The sequence below is a fragment of the Mesorhizobium sp. C372A genome, assembly GCF_030323245.1.
GTDB lineage: Bacteria > Pseudomonadota > Alphaproteobacteria > Rhizobiales > Rhizobiaceae > Mesorhizobium.
The window spans coordinates 87,318-111,698 of the sequence record NZ_CP100475.1 but is presented as its reverse complement, the minus strand read 5'-3'; the positions used below and the strand labels follow the sequence as shown (position 1 = coordinate 111,698).

Annotated in this window: 21 protein-coding genes; 9 read left to right on the top strand and 12 right to left on the bottom strand. The window is 61.3% G+C overall.

The window, feature by feature from the left end; translation table 11 throughout:
* Positions 1–77 precede the first annotated feature (77 nt).
* The 11 genes from groL to NLY42_RS00415 form a co-directional block, all read right to left on the bottom strand.
* Positions 78–1,742, bottom strand: a complete 1,665-nt coding sequence (groL, locus tag NLY42_RS00465) for a chaperonin GroEL (RefSeq protein WP_286460910.1) — start codon at positions 1,740–1,742, stop codon at positions 78–80.
* A gap of 63 nt (positions 1,743–1,805) precedes the next feature.
* Positions 1,806–2,102 carry a co-chaperone GroES gene (gene groES / locus NLY42_RS00460; RefSeq protein ID WP_019863563.1) on the bottom strand — a complete coding sequence of 99 codons (297 nt, stop codon included), beginning with the start codon at positions 2,100–2,102 and terminating at the stop codon, positions 1,806–1,808.
* Between the two features lie 431 nt (positions 2,103–2,533).
* Positions 2,534–3,517 carry a 3-oxopimeloyl-[acyl-carrier-protein] synthase BioZ gene (bioZ, locus tag NLY42_RS00455; protein WP_023685574.1) on the bottom strand — a complete coding sequence of 328 codons (984 nt, stop codon included), beginning with the start codon at positions 3,515–3,517 and terminating at the stop codon, positions 2,534–2,536.
* On the bottom strand, positions 3,514–4,779 hold the full coding sequence (locus NLY42_RS00450) for an adenosylmethionine--8-amino-7-oxononanoate transaminase (RefSeq protein WP_023673641.1): 1,266 nt from the start codon (positions 4,777–4,779) through the stop codon (positions 3,514–3,516). Before NLY42_RS00450 ends, bioZ begins: the two co-directional genes overlap by 4 nt.
* Entirely contained in the window at positions 4,779–5,414 is a 636-nt protein-coding gene (gene bioD, locus NLY42_RS00445; RefSeq protein ID WP_023756096.1) for a dethiobiotin synthase, read from the bottom strand. The genes NLY42_RS00450 and bioD overlap by 1 nt, the downstream gene beginning before the upstream one ends.
* Positions 5,411–6,562 carry an 8-amino-7-oxononanoate synthase gene (locus NLY42_RS00440; RefSeq protein WP_023756097.1) on the bottom strand — a complete coding sequence of 384 codons (1,152 nt, stop codon included), beginning with the start codon at positions 6,560–6,562 and terminating at the stop codon, positions 5,411–5,413. Before NLY42_RS00440 ends, bioD begins: the two co-directional genes overlap by 4 nt.
* A complete protein-coding gene (gene bioB, locus NLY42_RS00435; protein WP_031196184.1) occupies positions 6,559–7,572 on the bottom strand; it encodes a biotin synthase BioB in 1,014 nt (337 codons plus the stop codon). The genes NLY42_RS00440 and bioB overlap by 4 nt, the downstream gene beginning before the upstream one ends.
* 90 nt (positions 7,573–7,662) lie before the next feature.
* Entirely contained in the window at positions 7,663–8,517 is an 855-nt protein-coding gene (gene nadC / locus NLY42_RS00430) for a carboxylating nicotinate-nucleotide diphosphorylase (protein WP_023756098.1), read from the bottom strand.
* Positions 8,514–10,058, bottom strand: coding sequence for an L-aspartate oxidase (locus NLY42_RS00425; protein WP_023756099.1), 1,545 nt, complete (start codon positions 10,056–10,058; stop codon positions 8,514–8,516). Before NLY42_RS00425 ends, nadC begins: the two co-directional genes overlap by 4 nt.
* On the bottom strand, positions 10,055–11,029 hold the full coding sequence (gene nadA / locus NLY42_RS00420) for a quinolinate synthase NadA (protein WP_023673635.1): 975 nt from the start codon (positions 11,027–11,029) through the stop codon (positions 10,055–10,057). Before nadA ends, NLY42_RS00425 begins: the two co-directional genes overlap by 4 nt.
* Positions 11,030–11,096: 67 nt before the next feature.
* A complete protein-coding gene (locus NLY42_RS00415) occupies positions 11,097–12,065 on the bottom strand; it encodes an NUDIX hydrolase (protein ID WP_023673634.1) in 969 nt (322 codons plus the stop codon).
* A 162-nt stretch (positions 12,066–12,227) separates the two neighbouring features.
* Between NLY42_RS00415 and panB the strand changes: the two genes are divergently transcribed.
* From panB to NLY42_RS00385, 7 genes are all read left to right on the top strand, one after another.
* A complete protein-coding gene (gene panB, locus NLY42_RS00410; protein ID WP_031245015.1) occupies positions 12,228–13,088 on the top strand; it encodes a 3-methyl-2-oxobutanoate hydroxymethyltransferase in 861 nt (286 codons plus the stop codon).
* The gene (gene panC, locus NLY42_RS00405) at positions 13,085–13,948 is read left to right on the top strand and encodes a pantoate--beta-alanine ligase (RefSeq protein WP_023740408.1); all 864 of its coding nucleotides are present in this window, start codon (positions 13,085–13,087) and stop codon (positions 13,946–13,948) included. The genes panB and panC overlap by 4 nt, the downstream gene beginning before the upstream one ends.
* Before the next feature lie 93 nt (positions 13,949–14,041).
* The gene (locus tag NLY42_RS00400) at positions 14,042–14,767 is read left to right on the top strand and encodes a LuxR family transcriptional regulator (RefSeq protein WP_023708081.1); all 726 of its coding nucleotides are present in this window, start codon (positions 14,042–14,044) and stop codon (positions 14,765–14,767) included.
* A 92-nt stretch (positions 14,768–14,859) separates the two neighbouring features.
* Positions 14,860–15,492, top strand: coding sequence for an acyl-homoserine-lactone synthase (locus NLY42_RS00395; RefSeq protein ID WP_023707030.1), 633 nt, complete (start codon positions 14,860–14,862; stop codon positions 15,490–15,492).
* Positions 15,493–15,514: 22 nt separating this feature from the next.
* Complete coding sequence (locus NLY42_RS31670; protein ID WP_352498917.1) at positions 15,515–15,889, top strand: transcriptional regulator domain-containing protein; 375 nt, start codon at positions 15,515–15,517, stop codon at positions 15,887–15,889.
* A 58-nt stretch (positions 15,890–15,947) separates the two neighbouring features.
* Entirely contained in the window at positions 15,948–16,358 is a 411-nt protein-coding gene (locus NLY42_RS00390) for a DUF2285 domain-containing protein (protein ID WP_023673629.1), read from the top strand.
* 170 nt (positions 16,359–16,528) lie between these two features.
* A complete protein-coding gene (locus NLY42_RS00385; protein WP_023708080.1) occupies positions 16,529–17,503 on the top strand; it encodes a hypothetical protein in 975 nt (324 codons plus the stop codon).
* Positions 17,504–18,041: 538 nt separating this feature from the next.
* Here NLY42_RS00385 and NLY42_RS00380 read toward each other — a convergent pair.
* On the bottom strand, positions 18,042–18,797 hold the full coding sequence (locus tag NLY42_RS00380) for a Crp/Fnr family transcriptional regulator (protein WP_023706251.1): 756 nt from the start codon (positions 18,795–18,797) through the stop codon (positions 18,042–18,044).
* Between the two features lie 2,153 nt (positions 18,798–20,950).
* On the opposite strand from NLY42_RS00380, the gene bluB reads away from it, so the two are divergent.
* Both bluB and glmS read left to right on the top strand, forming a co-directional pair.
* Positions 20,951–21,586 carry a 5,6-dimethylbenzimidazole synthase gene (bluB, locus tag NLY42_RS00375; protein ID WP_023690605.1) on the top strand — a complete coding sequence of 212 codons (636 nt, stop codon included), beginning with the start codon at positions 20,951–20,953 and terminating at the stop codon, positions 21,584–21,586.
* An 881-nt stretch (positions 21,587–22,467) separates the two neighbouring features.
* The gene (glmS, locus tag NLY42_RS00370; RefSeq protein ID WP_031245016.1) at positions 22,468–24,288 is read left to right on the top strand and encodes a glutamine--fructose-6-phosphate transaminase (isomerizing); all 1,821 of its coding nucleotides are present in this window, start codon (positions 22,468–22,470) and stop codon (positions 24,286–24,288) included.
* Positions 24,289–24,381 lie beyond the last annotated feature (93 nt).

Below are 24,381 nucleotides of genomic sequence, written 5' to 3'. Positions count from 1 at the left end.
GTTTCGATCATGTTCGGCACACAAGGAAAGGGCGGCATTGCTGCCGCCCTGTCCGCTGTAAGTTGATAGGGGCTGGATTAAAAATCCATGCCGCCCATGCCGCCCATGCCGCCCATGCCGCCGCCGCCCATGCCGCCAGGCATGCCGCCGCCGGCCGACTCCTTCTTGGGAGCCTCCGCGATCATGGCTTCGGTGGTGACGAGCAGGCCGGCGACCGAGGCCGCGTCCTGGAGAGCGGTGCGAACGACCTTGACCGGGTCGACGATGCCCATGGCGATCATGTCGCCATACTCGCCGGTCTGGGCGTTGTAGCCGTAGGTCGCGCCCTTGTTGTCGAGGATCTTGCCGGCAACGATCGAAGCTTCAGCACCTGCGTTCGAAGCGATCTGACGGGCCGGAGCCTGCAGTGCACGGCGAACGATGTTGATTCCGGCAGCCTGGTCGGCATTGACGCCGGTGACCTTGATGTTGGCCGAAGCGCGCAGCAGTGCGACGCCGCCGCCTGCAACGATGCCTTCTTCCACGGCCGCGCGGGTCGCGTTGAGGGCGTCGTCGACGCGGTCCTTCTTTTCCTTGACTTCGACTTCCGTCGCGCCGCCGACGCGGATCACCGCGACGCCGCCCGCGAGCTTCGCCAGACGTTCCTGCAGCTTCTCCTTGTCGTAATCCGACGTGGTCTCTTCGATCTGCTGCTTGATCTGGGCAACGCGGCCCTGAATCTCGTCCTTCTTGCCGGCGCCGTCGACGATGGTGGTGTTCTCCTTGGAGATCGACACCTTCTTGGCGCGGCCGAGCATGTTGAGGCCGACATTCTCGAGCTTGATGCCGAGGTCTTCCGAAATGACCTGGCCACCGGTGAGGATGGCGATGTCTTCCAGCATGGCCTTGCGGCGATCACCGAAGCCCGGCGCCTTGACGGCGGCGATCTTCAGGCCACCGCGCAGCTTGTTGACGACCAGCGTGGCCAGAGCCTCGCCTTCGACGTCTTCCGAGATGATGAGCAGCGGCTTGGAGGTCTGCACGACGGCTTCGAGAACCGGCAGCATGGCCTGGAGGTTGGACAGCTTCTTCTCGTGCAGGAGGATGTAGACGTCCTCGAGCTCGGCAACCATCTTGTCGGCGTTGGTGACGAAGTAGGGCGAGAGATAGCCGCGGTCGAACTGCATGCCTTCGACGACTTCCAGCTCGGTCTCGGCGGTCTTGGCTTCTTCAACCGTGATGACGCCTTCATTGCCGACCTTCTGCATCGCTTCGGCGATCATCTTGCCGACCGACTCGTCGCCATTGCCGGCGATCGTGCCGACCTGGGCAACTTCCTCGGAGGTCTTGATCTTCTTGGCAGCGTTGCCGAGAGCCGCGACCACTTCGGTCACGGCCAGGTCGATGCCGCGCTTCAGGTCCATCGGGTTCATGCCGGCGGCAACGGCCTTGTTACCTTCCTGGACGATCGACTGCGCCAGGACGGTCGCGGTCGTGGTGCCATCACCGGCGATGTCGTTGGTCTTCGAAGCAACTTCGCGGATCATCTGCGCGCCCATGTTTTCGAACTTGTCGGAAAGTTCGATTTCCTTGGCGACGGTGACGCCGTCCTTGGTGATGCGCGGTGCGCCGAACGACTTGTCGATGACGACGTTGCGGCCCTTGGGACCGAGGGTCACCTTCACCGCGTCGGCGAGGATGTTGATGCCGTGAAGCATGCGCTCGCGGGCGTCGCGGGAGAATTTAACGTCTTTGGCAGCCATTTTTTAGCTCCTGGCAGGGGCTTGCGATCAAGCCCGAAATTCAGTTGACGGTGAGGCCGATAATCAGCCGATGATGCCCATAATGTCGGATTCCTTCATGATCAGAAGGTCTTCGCCATTGAGCTTGACTTCGGTGCCCGACCACTTGCCGAACAGGATGCGGTCGCCGGCCTTGACGTCCAGCGGGACCAGCTTGCCGGCTTCGTCGCGAGCGCCGGAGCCGACGGCGATGATCTCGCCTTCCTGCGGCTTTTCCTTCGCCGTATCCGGGATGATGATCCCGCCGGCGGTCTTGGATTCGGATTCGACCCGGCGTACGACCACGCGGTCATGCAGCGGCCGGAAATTCGACTTTGCCATTTTTGGATTTCCTTGGTGCGGATGTTGAACGGTGCTCCGTTGCCGGAGCATGCCTAGCACTCAGCCGAAGCGAGTGCTAACGCGGCAATAGATAAGCCGCAGGCTCCTGGTAGTCAAGACGGAAGAGCAAAGAGCAAAGAGAAAAGAGAAGACAGCAAAGAGCAGCCAGCAAAGAGCGTGTAAGCATCGAGCCTTTTATGTGAACAATGTCGGGTATCCGACATATATGGGGCGGCTCACCCTTTGTAATTGAGCTTTATTCAGATGGTACGATTGGTGCAACGGGTGTTGCATTTGAACTCATCCAGAGGCTCGCACGGGTCGTGCTGCGTCAGCTTGGTCATGTCGAGCTTCAGAAGGCCATTTTTTGGCATTGGTTCTGTTGCTCCTATTGCCATTCATGACCAATCCTGCGCGCGTGAGCCGGCCGGCTAGATTCCAACCACGAGAGCGCCGCCGCTGAGACCCGCACCCGCCGCCGCCAGAAGGATTTTCTCTCCTGGCTGGAATGGCTTCATCTGGTTGGCGAGCGAGAGCGACAGCGGGACCGTCGCGGCCGAAGAGTTGCCGTATTCGGCAATCGTCTTGACAATTGCTTGGTCCGCAATGCCGAGGTTTCTTCCGACCGCGCCGAAAATCCGAGTATTGGCCTGATGCGGCACAAACCGGCCGACATTGTGTGGCCGCACTCCCGCAGTGGCTAGCGCGGCTGTCGAGCAATCGGTCATCATCTCGACGGCCTTTGCGAACACTTCGGGCCCGTCGGTCATCGTCATCCGGGTCTGCCCGAGGTCGAGGTCGCCATGGAACGGCGTGTTGCTTCCTCCTGCGGGAATCTGGATCAGCCCGTAGCGCGAGCCGTCCGAAGCCACCGAGGCACCGAGAATGCCCCGATCAGCATCATCGCACTGACCGATCACCAGGGCGCCGGCGGCATCGGCGAACAAGACTGAGCTCGCGCGCTCGGCTGGATTGATGCGGCGGCTGAGGATGTTGGCGGCGATGACCAGCGCTGGTTTGCCATGCAGGCGGGTGAACCCGTCCGCAAACATGAGCGCATAGATGAAGCCGGCGCAGGCGCCGGTCAGATCGACCGCGCCTGCGCGGCCAAGGCCAAGCTTGTGTGCGACCAGCGGCGCGCTTGGCGGCAGAAGATGGTCGGGCGTCGAGGTGGCAAGCAACAGCAGACCGATGTCGTGGCGCGCAATACCGGCGTTCACCAGCGCCATGTCGCCAGCCCGGGTGGCAAGACCCGACAGCGTGTCTTCGTCCGTTGCCCAGAAGCGCGAACGGATTCCGGTACGCCTTTCGATCCAGCCCGGCTCGAGGCCGAGATTGCTCTCGATCTCGGCATTGGCCACCTTGCGCCCAGGCACGTGATGGCCAAGTCCGAGAATGCGCGACGACTTGCTCATGGCCTTGACCCGAAGCGTTCCCCGGCCTCCTCGATGGCGTCATAGAGTCGTTCGAGCTCGTCGCCTGCGATGCAATAGGGTGGCAGAAGGTAGAGGACATTGCCGAGCGGGCGCACAAGTAGGCCGCGCTCGAGGAAGAAAGCGCGCAGCTTCGGACCAATCTCGGCGAGATAACCTGCTGAACCGGTTCGCAGGTCGAGCGCCGCGATCGTTCCCGTGGCTCGACAGTCGGCAAAATATGGATTGTCCCGAAAGCGTTGCAGCCCGACGGCCTGCATCACGCTCAAGGCCGTGATCCGCCCGGCCACTGGCTCGTCGCGCCAGATCTCGACATTGGCGAGTGCTGCCGCACAGGCAATCGGATTGGCGGTGTAAGAGCTCGAATGGAAAAACGTCTTCTTCCGGTCCTCGGAATAGTGCGCCCGGAAGATGGCATCGGTGACAAGCGTTACGGCCAGCGGGATGGTGCCGCCGGTCAAGCCTTTGGAGGTGCACAGGATATCTGGAGAAATCGATGCCTGCTCGCAGGCGAACATGGTTCCGGTGCGTCCCCAGCCGGTCATCACCTCGTCGGCGATCAGCAGCGAGCCGGAGGCCTCAGTGATCTTCTTCAATTCGGCCAGAACCGATGCTGGATACATCAGCATGCCGCCGGCGCCCAGCACCAGCGGCTCGACGATCAAGGCTGCGGCTCGTCGATCGCGGGTCACAGCCTCGAAACGATCCAGCGTCTCCTGCTCGTGCCCCGCGGCCGGAAAGGGGATGATGTCGACCTCGAACAGCAAGGGTTCATAGGCGGCGTTGAACACGCCACGCGCACCGACGCTCATCGTTCCAATCGTGTCACCATGATAGCTGTGCTCCATGACGACGATGCGCGAGCGCGGCGCGCCGATGTTGCGGAAATAACCGAGCGCCATCTTCAGCGCGACTTCGACTGAGGTCGAGCCACTGTCGGAATAGAACACCCAGTCGAGTCCAGCGGGAGCGAGGCCGACAAGCGCCTTGGCCAAGCGCTCTGCCGGCTCGTGCGTGAAGCCCGCAAAGATAATCTGGTCGAGGCTCGACGCGGTTGTCTCGATTGCCTTCATGATGCGGGGATGGCGGTGGCCATGTGTGACGACCCACCAGGAGGAGATGGCGTCCAGGATGCGGGCGCCGTCGGCCCTGTGGAGATAGGCGCCCTCAGTCAGGACGATTTCTGGGATCGCAGGCTCGAGTGCGTGCTGGGTGAAGGGATGCCACACATGAGACTGCGACATCAGTCACCTCCATTAATCGAGGCGAAGGCGAAGCCGGCAACCATTGCGTCCCTCAGTGTTTTGCCCGTCAGCACATCGAGGTGCGGCAGCCTGCCGAGCTGCGGGGCACCGCTGAATTCCACGATGGTCCGTTGCGTATCGGCCATCTCATCGCCGATGAAAGCGATGCCCGCCAACGGGATGGAGCGGGCGCGGAGCGCCTCGACCGATAGCAAGGTGTGGTTGATGGTGCCGAGTGTGGTGCGGGCGCACAGAATAACGGGCAGCCGCCATTCAGCGAAGATGTCGATTAACCTTGTGCGCCGGTTGAGCGGCACCATTAGGCCGCCGGAGCCTTCGATGACGAGCGGCGTCGGTAGGACGGGAAAAGCAAGATCGGCAGCCTTGATCGCCACGCCGTCGATCTCGGCCGAACGATGCGGCGACAGCGGGCTCCGCAAGCGGTAGGCTTCCGGCAGCACGCGCTCTGAGGGCAAGCCGGCAAGCCGCGCGACAACCTCGCTGTCGGTCTCGCCGTCGAGGCCCGATTGCACCGGTTTCCAGTAAAAGCCGTCCAGCAAACCGGCGAGCCCAGCCGCAAACACGGTCTTGCCAACTCCGGTATCCGTTCCGGTGATGACGATGCGTTGGGTCATATCGCCTCCGGTGATGTTTGGGCCAACACCTCGACCAGCGCCTCTACCATGGCGGAAATGTCGGCTTCGCCAATATTGAGCGTCAGTGAGATGCGCAGCCGCGACGTGCCCTCGGGCACGGTCGGAGGACGAACGCCGCGTATGTCGAAGCCGCGGGCCTGCAGGCGCGCCGCCACTGCCATGGTGCGCCTGACATCGCCGATTACTAAGGGCTGGATCTGAGAGCCACTTGGTGTCACACCCCAGCGATTGACCAACCGGCCGGCGCTGGCGACGCGTTCATGCAGCTGAACACGCCGCATAGGCTCGTCGGTGAGCATTGCGAGTGCCTCGCGCGCCACGACCGCCATCAGTGGCGATGGCGCGGTTGCGTAGATGAATGGCCGGCAACGGTTGATCAGATATTCGCACAGTGCCCTCGGCCCGGTGACGAGCCCACCAGATGCGCCGAGCGCCTTGCCGCAGGTGTGGAGCGCTATGATGTTGTCGCGGCCCTCGAAAGCGGCGGCAAGCCCCCGGCCATCCGGTCCCCAGACGCCGGTGGCATGCGCCTCATCAATGACGATGAATGCGCCGTGCCGATCGGCAAGTGCGACCAGGCTCTCCAAAGGCGCGCAGTCGCCATCCATGCTGTAAAGGCTTTCCACCGCGATCCAGACGCATCCCATGCCGCCTGCGACGCGCCAACGTGTAATCGCATCCTCGACAGCGGTGGCGTCGTTGTGCGCGGCCAGCACGAACTGTGCGCGCCCGGCCTGCGCACCCTCATGCATGCTGGCATGGGCGAGCTCATCGACAACCAAAAGATCGCCCTTCTGCGGCAGGGCGCTCAGCAGAGCGAAGTTGGCGATGTAGCCGCTGCCGAAGAACAGCGCGCGGTCGGCTCCAAAGAATGCCGCCGCGTCTGCCTCGAGCTGCTCGTGTTCCGGTGCATTGCCGCGCAACAGCCGCGACCCGGTGGCGCCAACCGGCGTGCCCCGCGCAATCGCCGCCACAACCGCATCGCCAAGTCTTCTGGACGCGGCCAGCCCGAGATAGTCGTTCGACGAGAAGTCCAGCCCGGCGCGGGGCGAAAGCGTCCGCAGCCGGTCCTTGCGCGCTAGCCCCTGCAAGGTCGCATCATAACGGGCAAGCGGCGCCCCGTTCATTGCGCCTCGAGTTCCATCGGATCGATGCCAAGGCGCCGGAACAGCAGGGTATCCTTGTCCTCACCGGGATTGTCCGCCGTCAGCAGCGTGTCGCCGAAGAAGATCGAGTTGGCGCCGGCAAAAAAGCACAGCGCCTGCATCTCGTCAGTCATCGCGGTGCGGCCGGCGGACAGACGGACATGCGATTTCGGCATCATGATGCGCGCCAGCGCGATCACGCGCACGAATTCGATCGGCTCAATGGGCTTGGCGTCTGCAAGCGGCGTACCGGCGATCGGGATCAGCATGTTGATCGGAACGCTTTGCGGATGTTCCGGCAGATTGGCCAGCGTCACCAGCATGTCGATCCGGTCCACCGGCTCCTCGCCCATGCCGACAATGCCTCCACAGCAGACCTTGATGCCGGATTTGCGAACGTGGTCAAGCGTCTCGAGCCGCTCGGCAAAGCTCCGCGTACCGATGATCTCGCTATAGTAGCGTTCTGACGTATCGATGTTGTGGTTGTAGTAGTCGAGGCCCGCCTGCTTCAGTCGAGCGGCTTGCTCAAGATCGAGCATGCCGAGTGTCATGCAGGTCTCCAGGCCCAGCGCCTTGACGCCTTCGACCATCGCCACCACCGCATCCATGTCGCGCGCCTTGGGGTTTCGCCAGGCCGCGCCCATGCAATAACGGGTGGCGCCGGCATGACGCGCCTTGGTCGCTTCGGCGATGACGCGCCTGACATCCATCAGCTTGGACGCCTCCAACCCGGTTTCGTGACGCGCCGACTGGCTGCAATAGCCACAATCCTCCGGGCATCCTCCGGTCTTGATGCTGAGCAGCCGGCTGAGCTGGACCTTGTTTGGATCGAAATTCTGGCGGTGCACCGTTTGCGCCAGGAAGAGGAGATTGTTGAAGGGGGCATGGTAAAGCGCCTGAGCCTTCTCCAAGGTCCACGCCCCAAGGTCAGGGGGGTCAGGGGATTGAGCCTGTGGCGATGTCTGCGTTGAACTTGCCGTTTGCATCTCCATGCTGTTCCTCCGGTATGACTTGCGGGTCTTTGCTATCTGACTAGTGATCGGAAAGGACAGTTGACCCAATCCTGTTCGTTACTCAGACAATCATGAGCCCCGATGGTCGAGGCCGATATCCAGGATCGGCGCGCTGTGGATGAGTCGGCCGACCGAAATCAGATCAACGCCGGTCGCGGCAAACGCTCGCGCTGTATGCGACGTGATCCCGCCAGAAGCCTCGGTGATAGCGCGGCCACCGACCATTGCGACGGCGCGGCGAAGATCGGGGAGGGACATGTTGTCGAGCAGAACCGCATCGGGAGCGAAGCCAAGTACCTCCTCCAACTGGGCCAGAGTATCGACCTCGACTTCGATCTTGACGAGATGACCGGCCGCTCTTCGTGCTCGCTCGAGCGCTGGCCGGACGCCGCCTGCGATGGCGATGTGGTTGTCCTTGATCAAAATTGCATCGTCCAGGCCGAAGCGGTGATTGGACCCGCCACCTGCGCGCACGGCATACTTTTCGACTGCCCGCAATCCGGGCGTCGTCTTGCGGGTGCAGACGATCTTCGCGCCATATCCACGAACCGCAGCGACGATCGATGCCGTTGCTGTGGCGATGCCGCTCAGATGGCACAAAAAATTGAGTGCCGTCCTTTCGGCTGTGAGAATGGCCCGGGCCGGGCCAACCACTGATGCAATGACCTCTCCATCCACGACATTGCAGCCGTCTGCCCGCTCCACGGAGATTTCGACACCAGGATCAATCAAGCCGAAAGCGAGCATCGCCAGATCGATGCCGGCGACAACTCCGGACTGTCGCGCCACCAACACGGTTCCCGCTTGGTATTCCTTCGGGACGATGGCGTCCGTGGTCAAGTCGCCGGCTCTGCCAAGGTCTTCAAGAAGAGATGCCCGTACAAGCGGCTCAAGCAGGACCGTGGGGAGCGGTGAGAGCATCATCCCTTTGCACCTTCGGAGCTTGGCGAGTGTCCGAGTTCCCGCGCAGCCGCCAAGGCGGCTTCGAGCGTGATTTCGGACCGTCGGGCGGCAGTCGCATGATGAGGAAAATCTGTCCGGTAATGAGCGCCGCGGCTTTCTTCGCGCAACAAGGCGGCAACAGCAATCATTAGCCCGACAGCCGCCGGATCCGAGACCGCATCCTTGCTTTCGGCGAGCGGCAATAAGGCACGCGCGGCTGCTTTCAACGCTTGACCATCCCGGACGATGCCGAGTGCGCGCGACAGAAAAACGCGCACGGCTATCGGAGCGGGCGGTGGGTAAACGTTCGCAAACGCAGGCCTTGTTCTGCGCGCAGGCGTTCCGGCGACGCTTTCAGCGACCCAGCGGGCGCACACGATTGCCTCGGTCAAGGAATTGCTGGCGAGCCTGTTGGCGCCATGCAGTCCTGTCGAAGCGACTTCGCCGCAGGCCCACAGCCCCTTGACGGAGGTCCTGCCCGAGCTGTCCACGGCAACGCCACCCATGTGGTAGTGTTGGGCCGGACGAATGGGGATGAGATCGCGCGCGGGATTGATGCCCGCTCCAAGGCAGGCTGATGCGATTGTCGGGAAATGTCGAGCGAATGCCGGGCCTGGCCGTTGTCGGGCATCGAGAAAAACATGGTGGCCGTCCGCAAGGTGGTTCCACACGGCGCGGGCCAAGACATCGCGAGGCGCAAGTTCCGCCCCGGGCACGCTCTGGAGAAAAGCCTGGCCGGTTTCATCGATCAGGGCAGCACCTTCGCCTCGCACAGCCTCGCTGACCAGCGCCATAGGGCGTTCTGGGCCGTCAAGCGCGGTCGGGTGGAACTGAATGAATTCGAGGTCGGCTAGGACAGCTCCAGCGCGGGCCGCAAGCGCAAGGCCTTGTCCGCAACTGCCCCAAGGGTTCGTGGTGTCGAGAAACAGTCCCCCGATGCCACCGGTGGCGAGGACGACCCGCCGTGAGCCGAAGAAGAAAGGTGCGATCGAACAGCTCGCCCAGACGCCTCGGATCGCATTCTCTCGCACGGCGAGCCGGCGCGCTTCCACGCCCTCCACGACAACTATCGACGGAGTGGAACGCACAGCCGCGATCAGCGCACGCATGATCTCACGCCCGGTGCCGTCCCCATGCGCATGAACGATGCGACGTCGGCTGTGTGCGGCCTCCAATCCGAGGCACAGTGATCCTTCCGGCGTGCGGTCAAAGCGAACCCCAAAGCCCGCAAGCCCCTCTATGGCCTTAGGCGCGGCTTGGAGGATGCGGCTCGCCACGTCTCTGTCGCAGAGACCATCCCCGGCGGCAACCGTATCGGCCAGGTGCATTGCCGGATCGTCGTCTTCGCCGAAACTTGCAGCCAGGCCCCCCTGGGCCCAGGTGCTCGAGTTGTCAGCTCCCAGCAGCGACCTTGACAGAAGAAGCACCGGCTCCGGCGACAGTTGAAGCGCGGTCATCAGTCCGGCGATGCCGCCGCCGATGATGATGGGCCGCCCGAAGAAGCTGCGGGGGTCGGCGCTCAAACTGCCAGCATCCGTTCGACCGCTAGCCGCGCGCGCCCGGCGATCCCGGGTTCGACGGTTACGACATGGTGGTTCTGCTCGAGCGCCGTGCGGATGTTGGCAAGCGTGATCCGCTTCATATGCGGGCACAAATTGCAGGGCCGGATGAACTCGACCTCTGGGTGGGCTAACGCGACGTTGTCGCTCATTGAGCATTCCGTCATCAGCACGACACGTGGCGGCCTTTGCCTTTCGACATAGTCGGACATGGCAGCCGTCGAGCCGGAAAAATCGGCTTCAGCCACGACGTCGGGCGGGCATTCGGGATGGGCGAGCACGACCACGCCGGGATGGCTTTCGCGCAACTCGCGGATGTCGGCCGGTGTAAAGCGCTCATGCACCTCGCAACGCCCTTTCCAGGCGATGATCTGCACATCTGTCTGAGCGGCGATATTCTGGGCCAGATATTCGTCCGGCAACATGATCACCCGGAGAACCCCAAGGGATTCGACGACCGCCTTGGCGTTGCCGGATGTACAGCAGATATCCGACTCGGCCTTCACTTCGGCGGACGTATTTACATAAGTGATGATCGGAACGCCGGGATAACGCTGGCGCATCAAGCGCACGTCTTCTGCCGTGATTGAGTCCGCCAACGAGCAACCGGCGCTGAGATCCGGAATGAGCACGGTCTTGCCCGGATTGAGGAGCTTGGCCGTTTCGGCCATGAAATGGACGCCGGCCAGCACGATGACTTGCGCCTCGACCGTCGCAGCCGTGCGGGCTAGTGCCAAGCTGTCGCCGACGATGTCGGCCACGCAGTGGAAGATCTCGGGCGTCTGATAATTGTGCGCCAGGATGATCGCGTTGCGCTCGCGCTTCAGCGCAAGGATCGCCTCGATATCCTCGGCGAAAGCCGGCCATTCAATCGGCGGGATCACTCGTCGGACGCGCTCGTAGAGCAACGCGGCCGTAGGCAGCATGGCGCCCATCGACCCCCTCCCGCTTATACTCTAACTGAAAATAACCAGCATATACTTGCTGTGAGTATAAGGGATGTCAACCCCGCGCCAGCGGCAATTTTGTCCCGGCGATGAGTCTATCGTCCAGAACGGCGTGGCGGAAACGGAAAAGCTTCGCTGGCCGGCCGCCGGTCTCAGTGGTGGCCTCTCCGGTCTCCTCGACCAGCTCCTGCTGTTCGATCAGTCGGCGAAAGTTCGGCTTGTGGATGAGCCTGCCGGCGAGCGCCTCCACGGTTCGCTGCAGCTGCAAAAGCGTGAAGACCGGCGGCATCAGCTCAAAGACGACTGGGCGGTATTTGATCTTGGAGCGCAGCCGCGCAATGCCGGTCGCCACGATGCGGCGATGATCGGCGACCATGGACTTGCTGGGCACCAGCGGCGGGGGTCCTGCGTCCCGCCCTCTTACGGCCTCTTGGACCAGGCCTGCTTCGTAGACTAACTCATAGCGTTGAAGCGTGAGTTCCTCGTTCCAAAGGCGGTCGTCGAAGCCAAAGGCTATCGTCGCCCGCTGCCAGCGTTCACGTCGCGTGGCCGAATCGCCAACCCCGTTTGCCCATTCGATCAGGCGCGGCCGCAGAACGTCCAGCACGACCGCAGGCGTGCCGGAGCGGTGGTCCTCCCATGGAAAATATTCATACCAACTCTGCCATCCGCACTTGGGCGAGCCCGCTGCCTGTTCCTTGCGCGTCAATGCGAGATAGCTGATGGAGATGACGCGCTGCTGGCGCTCGGCGCCGATGCGATCCCGATCCGCGAACGTGTAGAGTTGCTCAATGTACCCCAGCCGATGGCCGGTTTGCTGCTCGACCCACCCCCTCAAGCCGGATTGCAGCGATCGGTGCTCAAGCGCAAAGGGACCGGAGGGCAAGGTGTCCGCCTGGCCGATGGTGAGGACACAGGGTTGACTGCCGTTTACGGCGACCACAAAGGCGATCAAGTCCACTTTGACGTTGTCGGCCTTGCCGGCGGCTCTGTCTTTCCTGAGTCCTATTGCCTGATCGTCCATTATTTGGCCAACTCGGGGGCACCTTAATCGATTTAGTGTAAGCGTGCCAATTGGCACGTCAACACCCCGCAGCTGCATGGCCATTTTTTTGCTCTTCGCACCTGCACAAAAATGTGCCAAAGGCGACAGCCGCAGCTGGTAACGTAGGGGAAGGAGGGTCCCATGAGCGCTTATGGTGACACCAGGGCGATCACACCGCCGGATATTCGTTCGCGCAAAGGTGGGACGCCGCTCGTCTGCCTTACCGCCTACACCACCCCAGTCGCCCGGCTTGTCGATCCCCATTGTGATGTGGTGCTCGTCGGCGACAGCGTCGGCATGGTTCTCCACGGCCTGCCCTCGACGCTCGGCGTCACGCTGGAGATGATGATCACGCACGGCCAGGCGGTGCGCCGTGGCATCAAGCAGGCGCTGATGGTGGTCGACCTGCCGTTCGGTTCCTACGAGGAAAGCCCAGAGCAGGCTTTCCGCAATGCCGCGCGCGTCATGGCCGAGACCGGCTGCACGGCCGTCAAGCTCGAAGGCGGCGAAGCGATGGCAGAGACGATCGGCTTCCTCGCCGCACGCGGCGTGCCCGTCATGGCCCATGTCGGATTGACGCCGCAGGCCATCAACACCATCGGTGGCTACCGCGTACAGGGCAGGGGCGGGGATGCCGAGCGCATCAGGCGCGACGCAATTGCGGTGGGCGAAGCGGGCGCCTTTGCGGTCGTCCTGGAGAAGGTTCCTGAGGCGCTCGCCCGCCGGATCACCAAGGAGGTGGCGACCCCGACCATTGGCATCGGTGCCTCGGCAGCCTGTGACGGCCAGATTCCCGTCGTCGACGACATGCTGGGCCTCTTCGGCGACTTCCGGCCCAAGTTCGTCAAGCGCTATGCTGAACTCCGGGAGGCGGCTGCGGCTGCGATCGCTTCCTATGCGCGCGAGGTGAAGGAGCGCCAGTTTCCCGCCGCAGAGCACGTGTTTGCCGATGCGCCCAAGCCCGCCGACACGGACGCCACCAAGAGCGGAGAAGCAGCGTGAGCGTGCCGATCGTCAGGAGCGTTGACCAGCTTCGCGAAAGCGTCGCCGCATGGCGCTGCGAAGGTGTGAGGATAGCCCTGGTGCCAACGATGGGCGTCCTGCATGAGGGCCATCTCAGCCTGGTGCGCGCTGCACTCGAGAAGGCAGACCGTGTGATAGTGACGCTCTTCGTCAACCCGAAGCAATTCAACAGCCAGGCCGATCTTGCCGCGTATCCCCGCACCGAGGACGAGGATGCCGCCAAACTGGCACCGGTTGGCGCGCACCTGCTTTATGCGCCAGATGCAGAGGAGATGTATCCGGCGGGCTTCGCCACCACCGTTTCGGTTTGCGGTGTCAGCGAAGGCCTGTGCGGTACATTCCGGCCGGGGCATTTCGACGGCGTGGCGACCGTCGTCGCCAAGCTCTTCCTGCAGACCAGCGCTGACTTCGGCTTCTTTGGCGAAAAGGACTTTCAGCAAATTCACCTGGTCAGGCGCATGGCCCGGGATCTGGATATTCCAATCACCATTGTTGCCTGTCCGACAGTCCGTGAAGCCGACGGTCTTGCGCTATCATCGCGCAATGTGCGGCTCTCGCCAGCGGAACGCGCTGTTGCTCCCAAGCTATCATCGGTCCTGCTCAAGACGGCTGAGCGGCTTGAGCGCGGCTCACCCATCCTGCCAACGCTTGCAGAATCTCGCGCAGCAATTCTGGCTGCAGGCTATCGCGAGGTCGAATACCTGGAACTTCGCGATGAGGCAGATCTGCACCCGATAACAAGCCTCGATCGACCGGCACGGTTGCTTGCCGCCGCCTGGCTCGGCGGCACACGGCTCATAGACAACGTCAGACTATTTCGGATTGGTTCAACAGATTAGCCACGTTCTCGGCACGCGCCGTATTCGTCCGGGATCATCTAAAACAAGGTCTCTGCCTGGCATTGAGCGTTACGGAGGTTACGCACAGGACACATGCATCGCGTGTTTGAGAACTTCGTCGAGCAACTGTCTGCAAGTGTTGATGCTGCCGATCTCGGTGAGGCAATGGCCTCCGCTGCAGCCGGCTTCGACTTCCCGCTATTCGCCTATTTCACCTACCCGTCAGCCTCCGGCGACGCCCCCCAATTGATTTCAAACTATCCTTCATCCTGGACGTCACGTTATCTGCAACAGCGGTACCACAGTCTCGATCCGGTCATCCTGCGCGGGCTGCAAGGCTGGGATACATTCGATTGGGGTGTGGATCGCGCTCGGCACGGTCTGCCGAATTCGCAGCAACAAATTCTAGAGAGTGCGGCTGAGTTTGGCATCTGCGGCGGCCTGACGATGTCCATGCATGATCATCTCGGCCGGTTTGCTGCCCTGACCTTTGCTTCCGACGAGTCCCGTCCGCCTCTGTTGCGGTCACTGGCACGTTACGAAAAAGCATTGCAGCTGGTGGCCATCAACTTTCATATCCATGTCCGGCGAAGGCTCGCCGATCATCGCGTGGTGGATGGTGTAACGCTCACCCCGCGGGAGTTCGAGTGCCTGAAATGGGCGGCGCGCGGCAAGTCGGCTTGGGATACTAGCCAGCTTCTCGGCGTCTCAAAGCGCACCGTGACCTTTCATCTGGAAAACGCCAAGGCAAAGTTTGGCGTTCGAACGATCAACCAAGCCGTTGCACGAATGGCTGCCTCCGGCCTGACGAGATCCTGATTCTCAGCCACGATACCTGTAAACCTCTACAGGCTGCATCGCTGTCAGCTTTGCCCTTCGATGGCGGGAACACATCCCACATGGAGGCGACCATGATGCAACTGATAGCACCAGACTTTTACAGTGATTTTGCAGGCGAGCTCAAAGAGATGCACGGGCTCAGGTTTCGGGTGTTCAAGGAAAGGCTCGATTGGGAAGTTGATACCGAAGACCAGATGGAATCCGATCCGTTTGATGCTCTCAAGCCTGTCTATCTGCTCCTCAAAGGATCCGACTGGCGAATTCGCGGTTGCGTGCGTCTTTTGCCCAGCACCGGACCCACAATGTTGCGCGACACCTTCCCGGTGCTGCTGGGTGCTGACGTCGTGCCCTCGACCACCGACATATGGGAGAGCAGTCGTTTCGCGCTCGATCTTCCTCCGTCGGCGCCCAAGGCAGCGGGCGGGCTGGCTCAGGCGACCTACGAGCTCTTCGCGGGCATGATCGAGTTCGGCTTGGCCAAGGATCTGACCCGGATCGTAACGGTGACGGACACGCGCATGGAGCGGATCCTCCGCCTTGCTACGTGGCCATTGTCGCGCATCGGAGAACCCAAGTGCGTCGGCAAAACGGAGGCGGTGGCTGGGTTTCTCGAGATTTCCCACGCGAGCCTTTTGCGCATCCGCAGCAGGGGACGTCTGAGCGGACCGGTACTGTGGCAACCGGTTCTAGGCCCGTCAGCATAGCGCCATTGTGGACACCTGTGCCATGAAGGATGCTGGTTTGTCCAAGGAAGCGACGGTCGGCCTTGTATGCTGGCCGGACTGGCGTCGCCAGGACGCTTACCACTACGCCAGACGATTGCCACGCACTGGCTGGGCCTGGGAGTTTCTTCGGCGCAATCCACAATTCCAGCGCGACCACGCCAAAATGGCACCGTCCGCCTGCTTTGTCGGAACCCAGGCCGACATGAAGATAATCGAGTTGACGACAGAATCAGCTTTCCTAAGACAATGGAGCCTCCTTTTTCGCGGACGCGCCACAGTCGGACGCTACATCGGCGAGGGTCTTTTGGGATCCGCGCGATTGCGCCTGTATTCTACGAGCGGCCGCGGAGCCGCTGGGGCTCGACCACGATTTTGAACCGCTTCACCTTTCTTCGCTCTCATGCTGCAAGGACATCCTGCTGACAGCTGCGGGCATGCAGCACGTGCTGCTGAGGGAGAACTGCCGGAGTCTGCAGATCGCCGTTTCCGGTGCGTCCGTACTCCGCCCGTTGCGGCTATATGTCGACGCGATCCTTCAGCCGCAGCACCTCAAGTTCCATGTCGCTGCCCTTCAGTTCCTGAACGACATCAATGATTGCCGCCGCGTGTCAGCTGCTTGCTTTCCGCCGGAACACCGCGGAGCGCGTCTGCGTATTGTACTGCAGGCTTTGGATGGCTCGCTGGCGGGAGCATCTCATCAGGAGGTCGCCATTGCCTTGTTCGGGAGACGCCGTGTCGAAGAAGATTGGCGTCATCCAGGCGGCCATCTTCGCGATCAGGTACGTCGCGCCATCCAACGCGGCCGCTACCTGATGGGCGGCGGCTACAGACAGTTCCTGAGGTAATTGGAGTGGTTGCGATTGTCTTATACGAACGCGCAACCTCCATTTTCTCACTGCAATGGTGCGTTGCACAAAACGTGGCAAGCGCCTAGTTCTTCCGCGGCGAATCGGGTTTCGGCGAAACACCGGGACCCAACTTCGTCGATAAGTGCATTCATGACCTGAGGACCCCGATGACCGTTATGAACTCCGACAAAGCCGGCGCTGCAAGCCTTGAGACAATCGCGCGAAACGGCAGCATGCTGCGTCGCATAGCCGTACGCATTCCGACCTACCTGTCGGATATTCGCGAGAACCCGGCGTGGCTGCCCATGTTCATGTTGGCGCGCACCATGCCGGCACGGAGAATGCACTGGCGTGGTGCAAAGCCGGTCCGAAGGCCGCAAAGAGCCCAGGACACGATGTTTGCCGGTGTCAATTGCCACGACGTTGTCGACGCGCTGCGGATGGATGGGCTTTTTCCCGGCCTTGTCCTGCCTGCAATGGTGGCTGAAGATGTAGCCGCATTCGCCAGGTGCACACCTTGTTTCGGCAATTTCGATCGCCGACTCGAGTTCATGCCGGCGGAGCATGCGGAGGCTGAGGCGCGATTTGGCCGTCCGTTGCTCAGCGGCCATTATTTCGAGCGCATTCTGGGCTGTAAGTCGGCCGTTGCCATCCAAAATGATCCGCTGCTCATGGATATCGCGGCGCACTATCTCGGCGGCCAGGCGACGCTGATCACGACGCGCGTCTGGTGGAGCTTCCCGACCGGCCAGGCGTCGGACGCGGACAAGAACCTGGCTTCGCTCGGCAAATACCACTTCGACCTGGACGACTGGCGGATGCTGAAGTTCTTTTTCTATCTGGTGCCCGTCGACGAGGGGACCGGCCCGCATATCTATGTTCGCGGCAGCCATGATCGCCGCGCCCTCAAGCACCAATTTACGCTTGTCGTCGGCCATCCAGCGCAAGAGATTCTGGACGTCTACGGCAAGCAGAGTCCGGTCACGCTGACCGGCAAGGCCGGTTTCGGTTTCGTCGAGGATCCGTTCGGGTTCCATATGGGCACCGTGCCGTCGCACAGGCCACGGCTGATGATGGAAGTTGGCTTCGGCGTTTCTCCTCCATCGCGCCGCCGCTTCCATGGCGAGCCTGTGATCCGCTGATTTCGAAAAGTCCCGAAACAGCCTTCCCGTTGTGAGGGAAGATAAGGCTATGCCGCCAATCGATCTGTTCCGGGCCAAAAGCGGTTGTCTGCATATGCCCTGAACTTGGCTGGTGCAATGAGTCTCGCCATTGCTCCAGCCAGCGCATCAGTGCCTGTTTAATCGAGGTTAGATGGCAGTGCGCCCAAGAGATCCTCCTCGATATCGCCTGCCGCGCGAAGCCTCAGATGCTCTTCGAAAACCTCCTTTACGGACCGAGTCGTCTCGGGTCTCCTTTGAGTGGCCGGAAGGTGGTGCACAGCCGTATCGTGCTTCGGGATCCTGAACGAAGGCGAGGGGCGGTTTGTTCCTCGCGCGGCGCATGCAGCGGTGCCGGCATGACAGCTTCGTCGTGGATCCCGATGCTCGGCAACGTCGGCGGTGAAGGCTCTGTCTAGGCGGCTTACGTGACTCCAATGCAGGAGATCGACCATCTCCTGTTCGAGCACATTCGTTGGCGATCACCGTCGCGGCGCTACGGACGCCGCGGCGCCTGCGATCAATGCAGTTTGCCGACTAGCCGAGCGTATTCGGCTTCAGCCCTGCCATATGACCCATCTGCCAGCGCAATTAGACGCGCGCGATCAAGAATGACTACCTCTCCTCGCATTGATCGTATCAGACCTTGGCCCTCCAAGGTTTGCAGCGCTATGGTGACGCCGGGCCGCCTGACACCGAGCATAACTGATAAGAACTCGTGCGTAATCGCAAAGCTGTTCCCGTCGACGCGATCATCACACATCACCAGCCATCTTGAGAGCCTGTCGACTATGTTCATCCGGGCATTGCTGAGCGCGGTGAAGCTTGCCTGGAGGTGAAAGTAGTGAACGTAGCGGAGCAGAAAACTTCGCAGGGTTGGGCTTGTCAAAAGCGCCTTGGTGAAGAGGCCCGCATCGATAACAAAGGCTCGGGCCTCTAATTGGACGTAACAATCGTGCGTTGACCGGTCATCGCCCATGATAAGCGCTGAGCCGGTCATACCCTCACAACCTATGATTCCGATCTCAGCTTCAATACCAGGCCGCAGTTCGCCCACCACTGACCCGAGACCGCTCTCGAAGAAGTACACGGTTCTGATTGGAGACCCCGCCACTTCGAGATGCGTCTTCAGTCCAAGGGAGACGCTTTCCAAATGAGGTTGCAGCAAGGCCAAATCTGCCGAGCACATTCGAAGCAGCAGCGAATTGCGATAGATGGAATTTTGGCGGGTGTCGCATTGCGCGGCAGTGTGAGTTCGTGAACTGGAGTCTGTCATAGCTCCCTCTCCCTATTGGGGCGGAAGCATGTTGATCGCTCACAGCCGACGGACGCCCTTAGAGTTGCCGTCGATGGCACACTGTATGCCTGCCGACCGCGGTTGTCCCATTTTTTAATCAATTACGTTAATCGGCCCGAGCCAAGCTTTGGCGCACCCGCTCTAACGCGGCATTCAGATGCTCCAGAAATTCGTCATCGCTTTTGGTCGCCAAGCCGACTTGTCGAGCGCGAGTTACAATGCGCTCCTGGAGTGAAACCGCTGTCTCATAGTGGTCCACGATCATCTGAAATGAAGCGCTCATTGGGGCGGATTCAAAGAGCTGTGCCATTCTGGCAATGTAGTTCCAAGATGATGAGAGTCCATGCGGCCGCCGCTTGGGTAACAATCGTACAATATACCTAAGACTGGCCGCGCTCTTTGGTTATCCTCCCAGAAATCCGTAGCCTCGCGAGGCGCAGCTTCTCTTCGCCCTCCGACCTCGTGACCGGCGGACCAGTCCCGGCTTCAGCCATTCGGCCTTGTTCTTCTTATGCTCCTTCGGGACCGGGCCGCCGACCTCGCCCTGCACACGATTCCACAGCGTTTGCCTCTTGTAGGCCTTGAAGGCTACTATCGGCCGCCCTTGTAGGGCCGCTTTCAGCCATGATCACCTCGGGGCGCTGAACGAAGCGCGTGCTTGTCGACTCTGTCGGTCGTCGCAGACGCTTACGGAGGCCTCACCGCAGAGGGCGATGCGAACTCCGGCTCGACGACGGCTGTCAAATCAGACTGCTGTGGATGCACTACCAGCGATCGGTACTAGGATTCTCGACCTCGGTAATAAGCTGGTCTGTACGGCTAGCGACCTTCCTGCCTAGCAATATCAAAAGTCAAACCCCGCCGAAGATGCATATGCCTGGCAGCACGCGTCGGTCTTTGGCCACGCATCTGCCAAACCGAAATCAAGTAGCCCGCCATCGTGCGCCCTCAACGCGATCTTGATCATTGCAGTGGGGCAATAACTTATCTCTTTGGAGCTTGGTGGTGATATATAGGCGCCCAAGCCAGCGCTAATATTGCATGGAGCTAAAACGCCCGCTAAGATTTCTTGGGTGTTAGCTGGCGGGTGTTTGATGCGGTTTCATCGTCTAGGCGCGGTCGCTCTGGGTCTGGCGTCCTTCATCAGCAGCGCTCATGGCCAAGAATCCTGCGACCCTAACTACACAGGCGCCTGTGTTCCAATCGCCAGCGATGTCGACTGTTCCTCCGGAAAGGGCAATGGTCCCGCATACGTACACGGGCCGGTCTCTGTCGTAGGCACCGATATCTATGATCTTGACCGAGACGGCGACGGAATAGGTTGCGAAAACGGCTAGAGGAGGCAAGTCGCCCTCCAACTTCATGACGGCACCAGCCCATCCATGGTGCCGGCATGGTCCCACTGATGCTCTCTCCTTGTGAACGGCATCCAATCTTTTCGGCGGGCTTGAACAGCGGCCACCTTTGGCGGCTATCGAGGGGCTGATGATAGATTCCATTCCAGCTCTTTCTAATGTGTCGTCCGAACAGTGAACGAAAGTAGAACAGATAATTCAAGCGCGAATTGACTGTGAGAGGGATGAGCTGCAATTTGGGTCAGGCCTGACGCTGGTGGAAGACGAAATTGCGGTGGCGACTGGAAGCTCAGCGATGCCCCAAATGAAACTGGGCAGCTGGTGCTGTCCGCTGCGGCGCTATGATGTCAGACGATGGTATCGGCCGAATGACCTGGGGAATCTTCGGGGACGTCGAGGCCGACGTGGTCGGAAGCAAACTGAGTTGCAGGCGGTGCGGCAGGACGAGTATATGCAAGCTGAGACGCCTGTCGCAGTCTCCGCGTTCCAGGCCGACGTTCTCCGCATTCCGAGGCCTGGTGAGCGATACGGGTGCGCCTGAGTGTCAATGGCGCATCTATCAACGGCCTGGTACGCGATTCACCGCCGTGCGAGCTGATCGAAACGGGCTTGGTCGATTGCATCGTAATAGCGCCGCCCACCAGGAAACATTTTTCTATCGTTTGCGGTTGGGGCCGCATGACGCGATTGTCGGACGCAACAAGCCAGCTTGGCAATGGGCAGTAGGCTGTCCACACTGTACTCCCTAGTGTCCAATACATACCTAACGAGACCGCCATGCCGTCACCTCCAGATTTCACCGACGATTTTCGCTCCGGGCTGATCACGCTGCTGCGCTGGCGCAGGGATGTGCGGCGCTTCGAGCCGACGGCTCTGCCGGAGGGTACGCTGGAACGCCTGCTCGAGCTCGCCAGCACTGCGCCCTCCGTTGGCCTCAGCCAGCCCTGGCGCTTCGTAGTCGTCGACAGCCTCAAGCGGCGCACTGCCGTGAGAGACTGCTTCGAGCGCTGCAATGCCGAGGCGCTCACGCGCTTTTCGGGAGAGCGCGCCGCACTCTATGCCCGGCTGAAGCTTGCCGGGCTCGACGAGGCGCCCTGTCAGTTCGCGGTCTTCGCCGACCGCACGACCCGGCAAGGCCATGGGCTCGGTCGCATGACCATGGCGGCGACCATCGACTATTCGGCCGTCATGGCAGTGCACACACTGTGGGTGGCGGCGCGGGCGGAGGGCATCGGCATGGGCTGGGTGTCGATCCTCGATGCGACCGAGATGGCCGAAATTCTCGACACGCCGCCCGAATGGACGCTGATCGGCTATTTCTGCCTCGGCTATGCCAGCGAGGAGCACGACATACCGACCTTGGAACGCGAATGCTGGGAACATCGGCGGCCGCCGGTGGTGATCAGGCGGTAGTGGGGCTGCCCATCATTCGCCTCTTCCTTGGCGATGAGCTTGACGCAGATCGGGTCGCCCTTCGCCACATTGCCATTCCGACCGAAGCCGAGGTTCGTGTTCTTGCAAAGGCCAGGAAAGAGCAGCATGACAAGCGCGACCGCAGCGAAGATGGCGCTTGCGACAACCGGGCTGAAGCCGGGCATGGAGGTGGTCGACCTCTGTTGCGGGGCGGCTGTGCCGATCGCCACGATCGCCCGCCATGTCGTCGCACTACGCCGACCAACTGGAGGCCGCGCAGCGCCGGCTGACCGGCGCCGGCGCGACCAATTGCGAATTCGTCGCCGGCTACGCGCTACGAACTCGCTACTCTGGTGTCACGCCCCGTCGAGTCTTCACGGCCAACGCCTCGACGGCGTCCCGGACCGACCGCGGCTGGCACGTGCCGTGCGCGAGGCGCTCGCCCCCGGCGGACATTTGTTATCGTCAACTGACACCGGCAGCCGCGCGAGACGACGACGGTCCTGAAGCGAACTCAGGCTGTCGCCAAGACAGACCATCGCCGATGCCCAAGTCGGCGGCACCATGCTCCTAGATGCCGACTGCCTGACAAGGGGTCGCAGGCCCGTCGTCCGTCCACCGTCTAAGGCCTCCTGGCCTTTCCGAGGCCGTGATCCTGCCGCGGGTGTGAGTTTGCGATCCTCATAAGAGCGTCAGGCGCGAATAGAAGTTTGGGTCGTGGCTCCACAGCGGCCGACCTATCCATCGGGTGGATGGTAGTTATCACAACAATCAATTTTACCAATATTATGGAATTCTACTACAAGGCCGCCACTTAAAGCGGCCGGACGGGTATCCGTCTCGCGTGGGCTGGTGCTGCCCGCAAAGATGCGGAGACGAACATGTGCGGGATTGTTGGCATCGTTGGGCAACAGCCGGTGTCGGATCGGTTGATCGGCGCGTTGAAGGGTTTGGAATATCGCGGCTATGATTCCGCCGGCGTTGCGACGATCATCGAGGGTGCCTTGCACCGCCGGCGCGCCGAGGGCAAGCTCGTCAATCTCCAGGCGCGACTGAAGGAAGAGCCGCTGAGCGGCAACGTCGGCATCGGCCACACGCGTTGGGCAACCCACGGGGCCTCGACCGAACGCAATGCGCACCCGCACTTTAGCGACGGTGTCGCCGTAGTCCATAACGGCATCATCGAGAATTTCACCGAGCTGAAGGACGAATTGGCGGCGGATGGCGCCGAGTTCCAGACCGACACCGACACCGAGGTCGTTGGGCATCTCTTGGCAAGATACCGCCGAGAGGGCATGAGGCCGCAAGAGGCCACGCGTGCCATGCTGAAACGCGTCAAGGGCGCTTATGCGCTTGCCATCCTCTTCGAAGATGAACCGTCGACCATCACGGCGGCGCGCAACGGACCACCGCTCGCGATCGGTCACGGCGACGGCGAGATGTTCCTGGGCTCCGACGCGATCGCCCTTGCTCCCTTCACCAATGAAATTACCTATCTCATCGACGGCGACTGGGCCGTTGTCGGCAATTCGGGCGCCCATATCTTCGATGTCGACGGCCGTCCCGTCGAGCGTCCGCGCCATATCTCCACGGCCGCGGCCGATCTGGCCAACAAGGGCAACCATCGCCACTTCATGGAGAAGGAGATTTACGAGCAGCCCGAGGTCATCGCCCATGCTCTCCGTCATTACATTAACATCATAGACAGTCGCGACATGGTTCCTGGCATTGATTTCGCCAAGGTCCCGAGCTTGGCGATCTCTGCCTGCGGGACCGCCTATTTCGCCGGACTGATCGGAAAATACTGGTTCGAGCGCTATGCGCGCCTGACGGTTGAAATCGACGTTGCGTCCGAATTCCGTTACCGCGAGATCCCGTTGCCGCCGCAGTCGGCGGCTCTTTTCATCTCGCAGTCCGGCGAAACCGCCGATACGCTTGCGTCATTGAGGTACTGCAAGGAGCGTGGGCTGAAAATTGGCGCTATCGTCAATGCCTGCGAATCGACCATCGCTCGGGAGGCCGATACGGTTTTCCCGATCCTTGCCGGACCGGAGATCGGCGTCGCCTCTACCAAGGCTTTTACCTGCCAGCTTGCCGTTCTAGCAGCACTCGCCATCGGCGCGGCCAGAGCCCGCGGGACCGTCCCCGAAGACGAGCTGCAGGCGCTCGTCAGGAGCCTCGCCGAATTGCCGCGCGTGATGGGCCACGTACTCGAGTGCATCCAGCCGGAAATCGAGTTCTTGTCGCGCGAACTGGCAAAGTGTCGTGACGTCCTGTATCTCGGCCGTGGCACCAGCTTCCCGCTAGCGATGGAAGGTGCGCTGAAGCTCAAGGAGATTTCCTACATCCATGCCGAGGGCTATGCAGCGGGTGAATTGAAGCACGGGCCGATCGCCTTGATAGACGAGAACATGCCAGTGATCGTCATCGCGCCCCATGACCGTCTTTTCGACAAGACCGTTTCCAACATGCAGGAAGTGGCTGCCCGTGGAGGGCGGATTATCCTCATCACCGATGAAAAAGGGGCAGCCGTATCGAAACTCGAAACCATGCACACGCTCGTGCTGCCGGTTGTCGACGAGATTATCGCGCCAATGATCTTCTCGCTCCCGATACAGCTTCTAGCCTACCACACGGCGCTCTTCATGGGGACGGATGTAGACCAGCCGCGCAATCTCGCAAAATCGGTCACGGTCGAATGATTGTGAACCTGTACAGGTGGCGATGCGCCTCCAGGAAAGCGGTACCCCTTGTCTGGATCCGAAGCCCGGATGAAACCAGATGACCATTGTTTG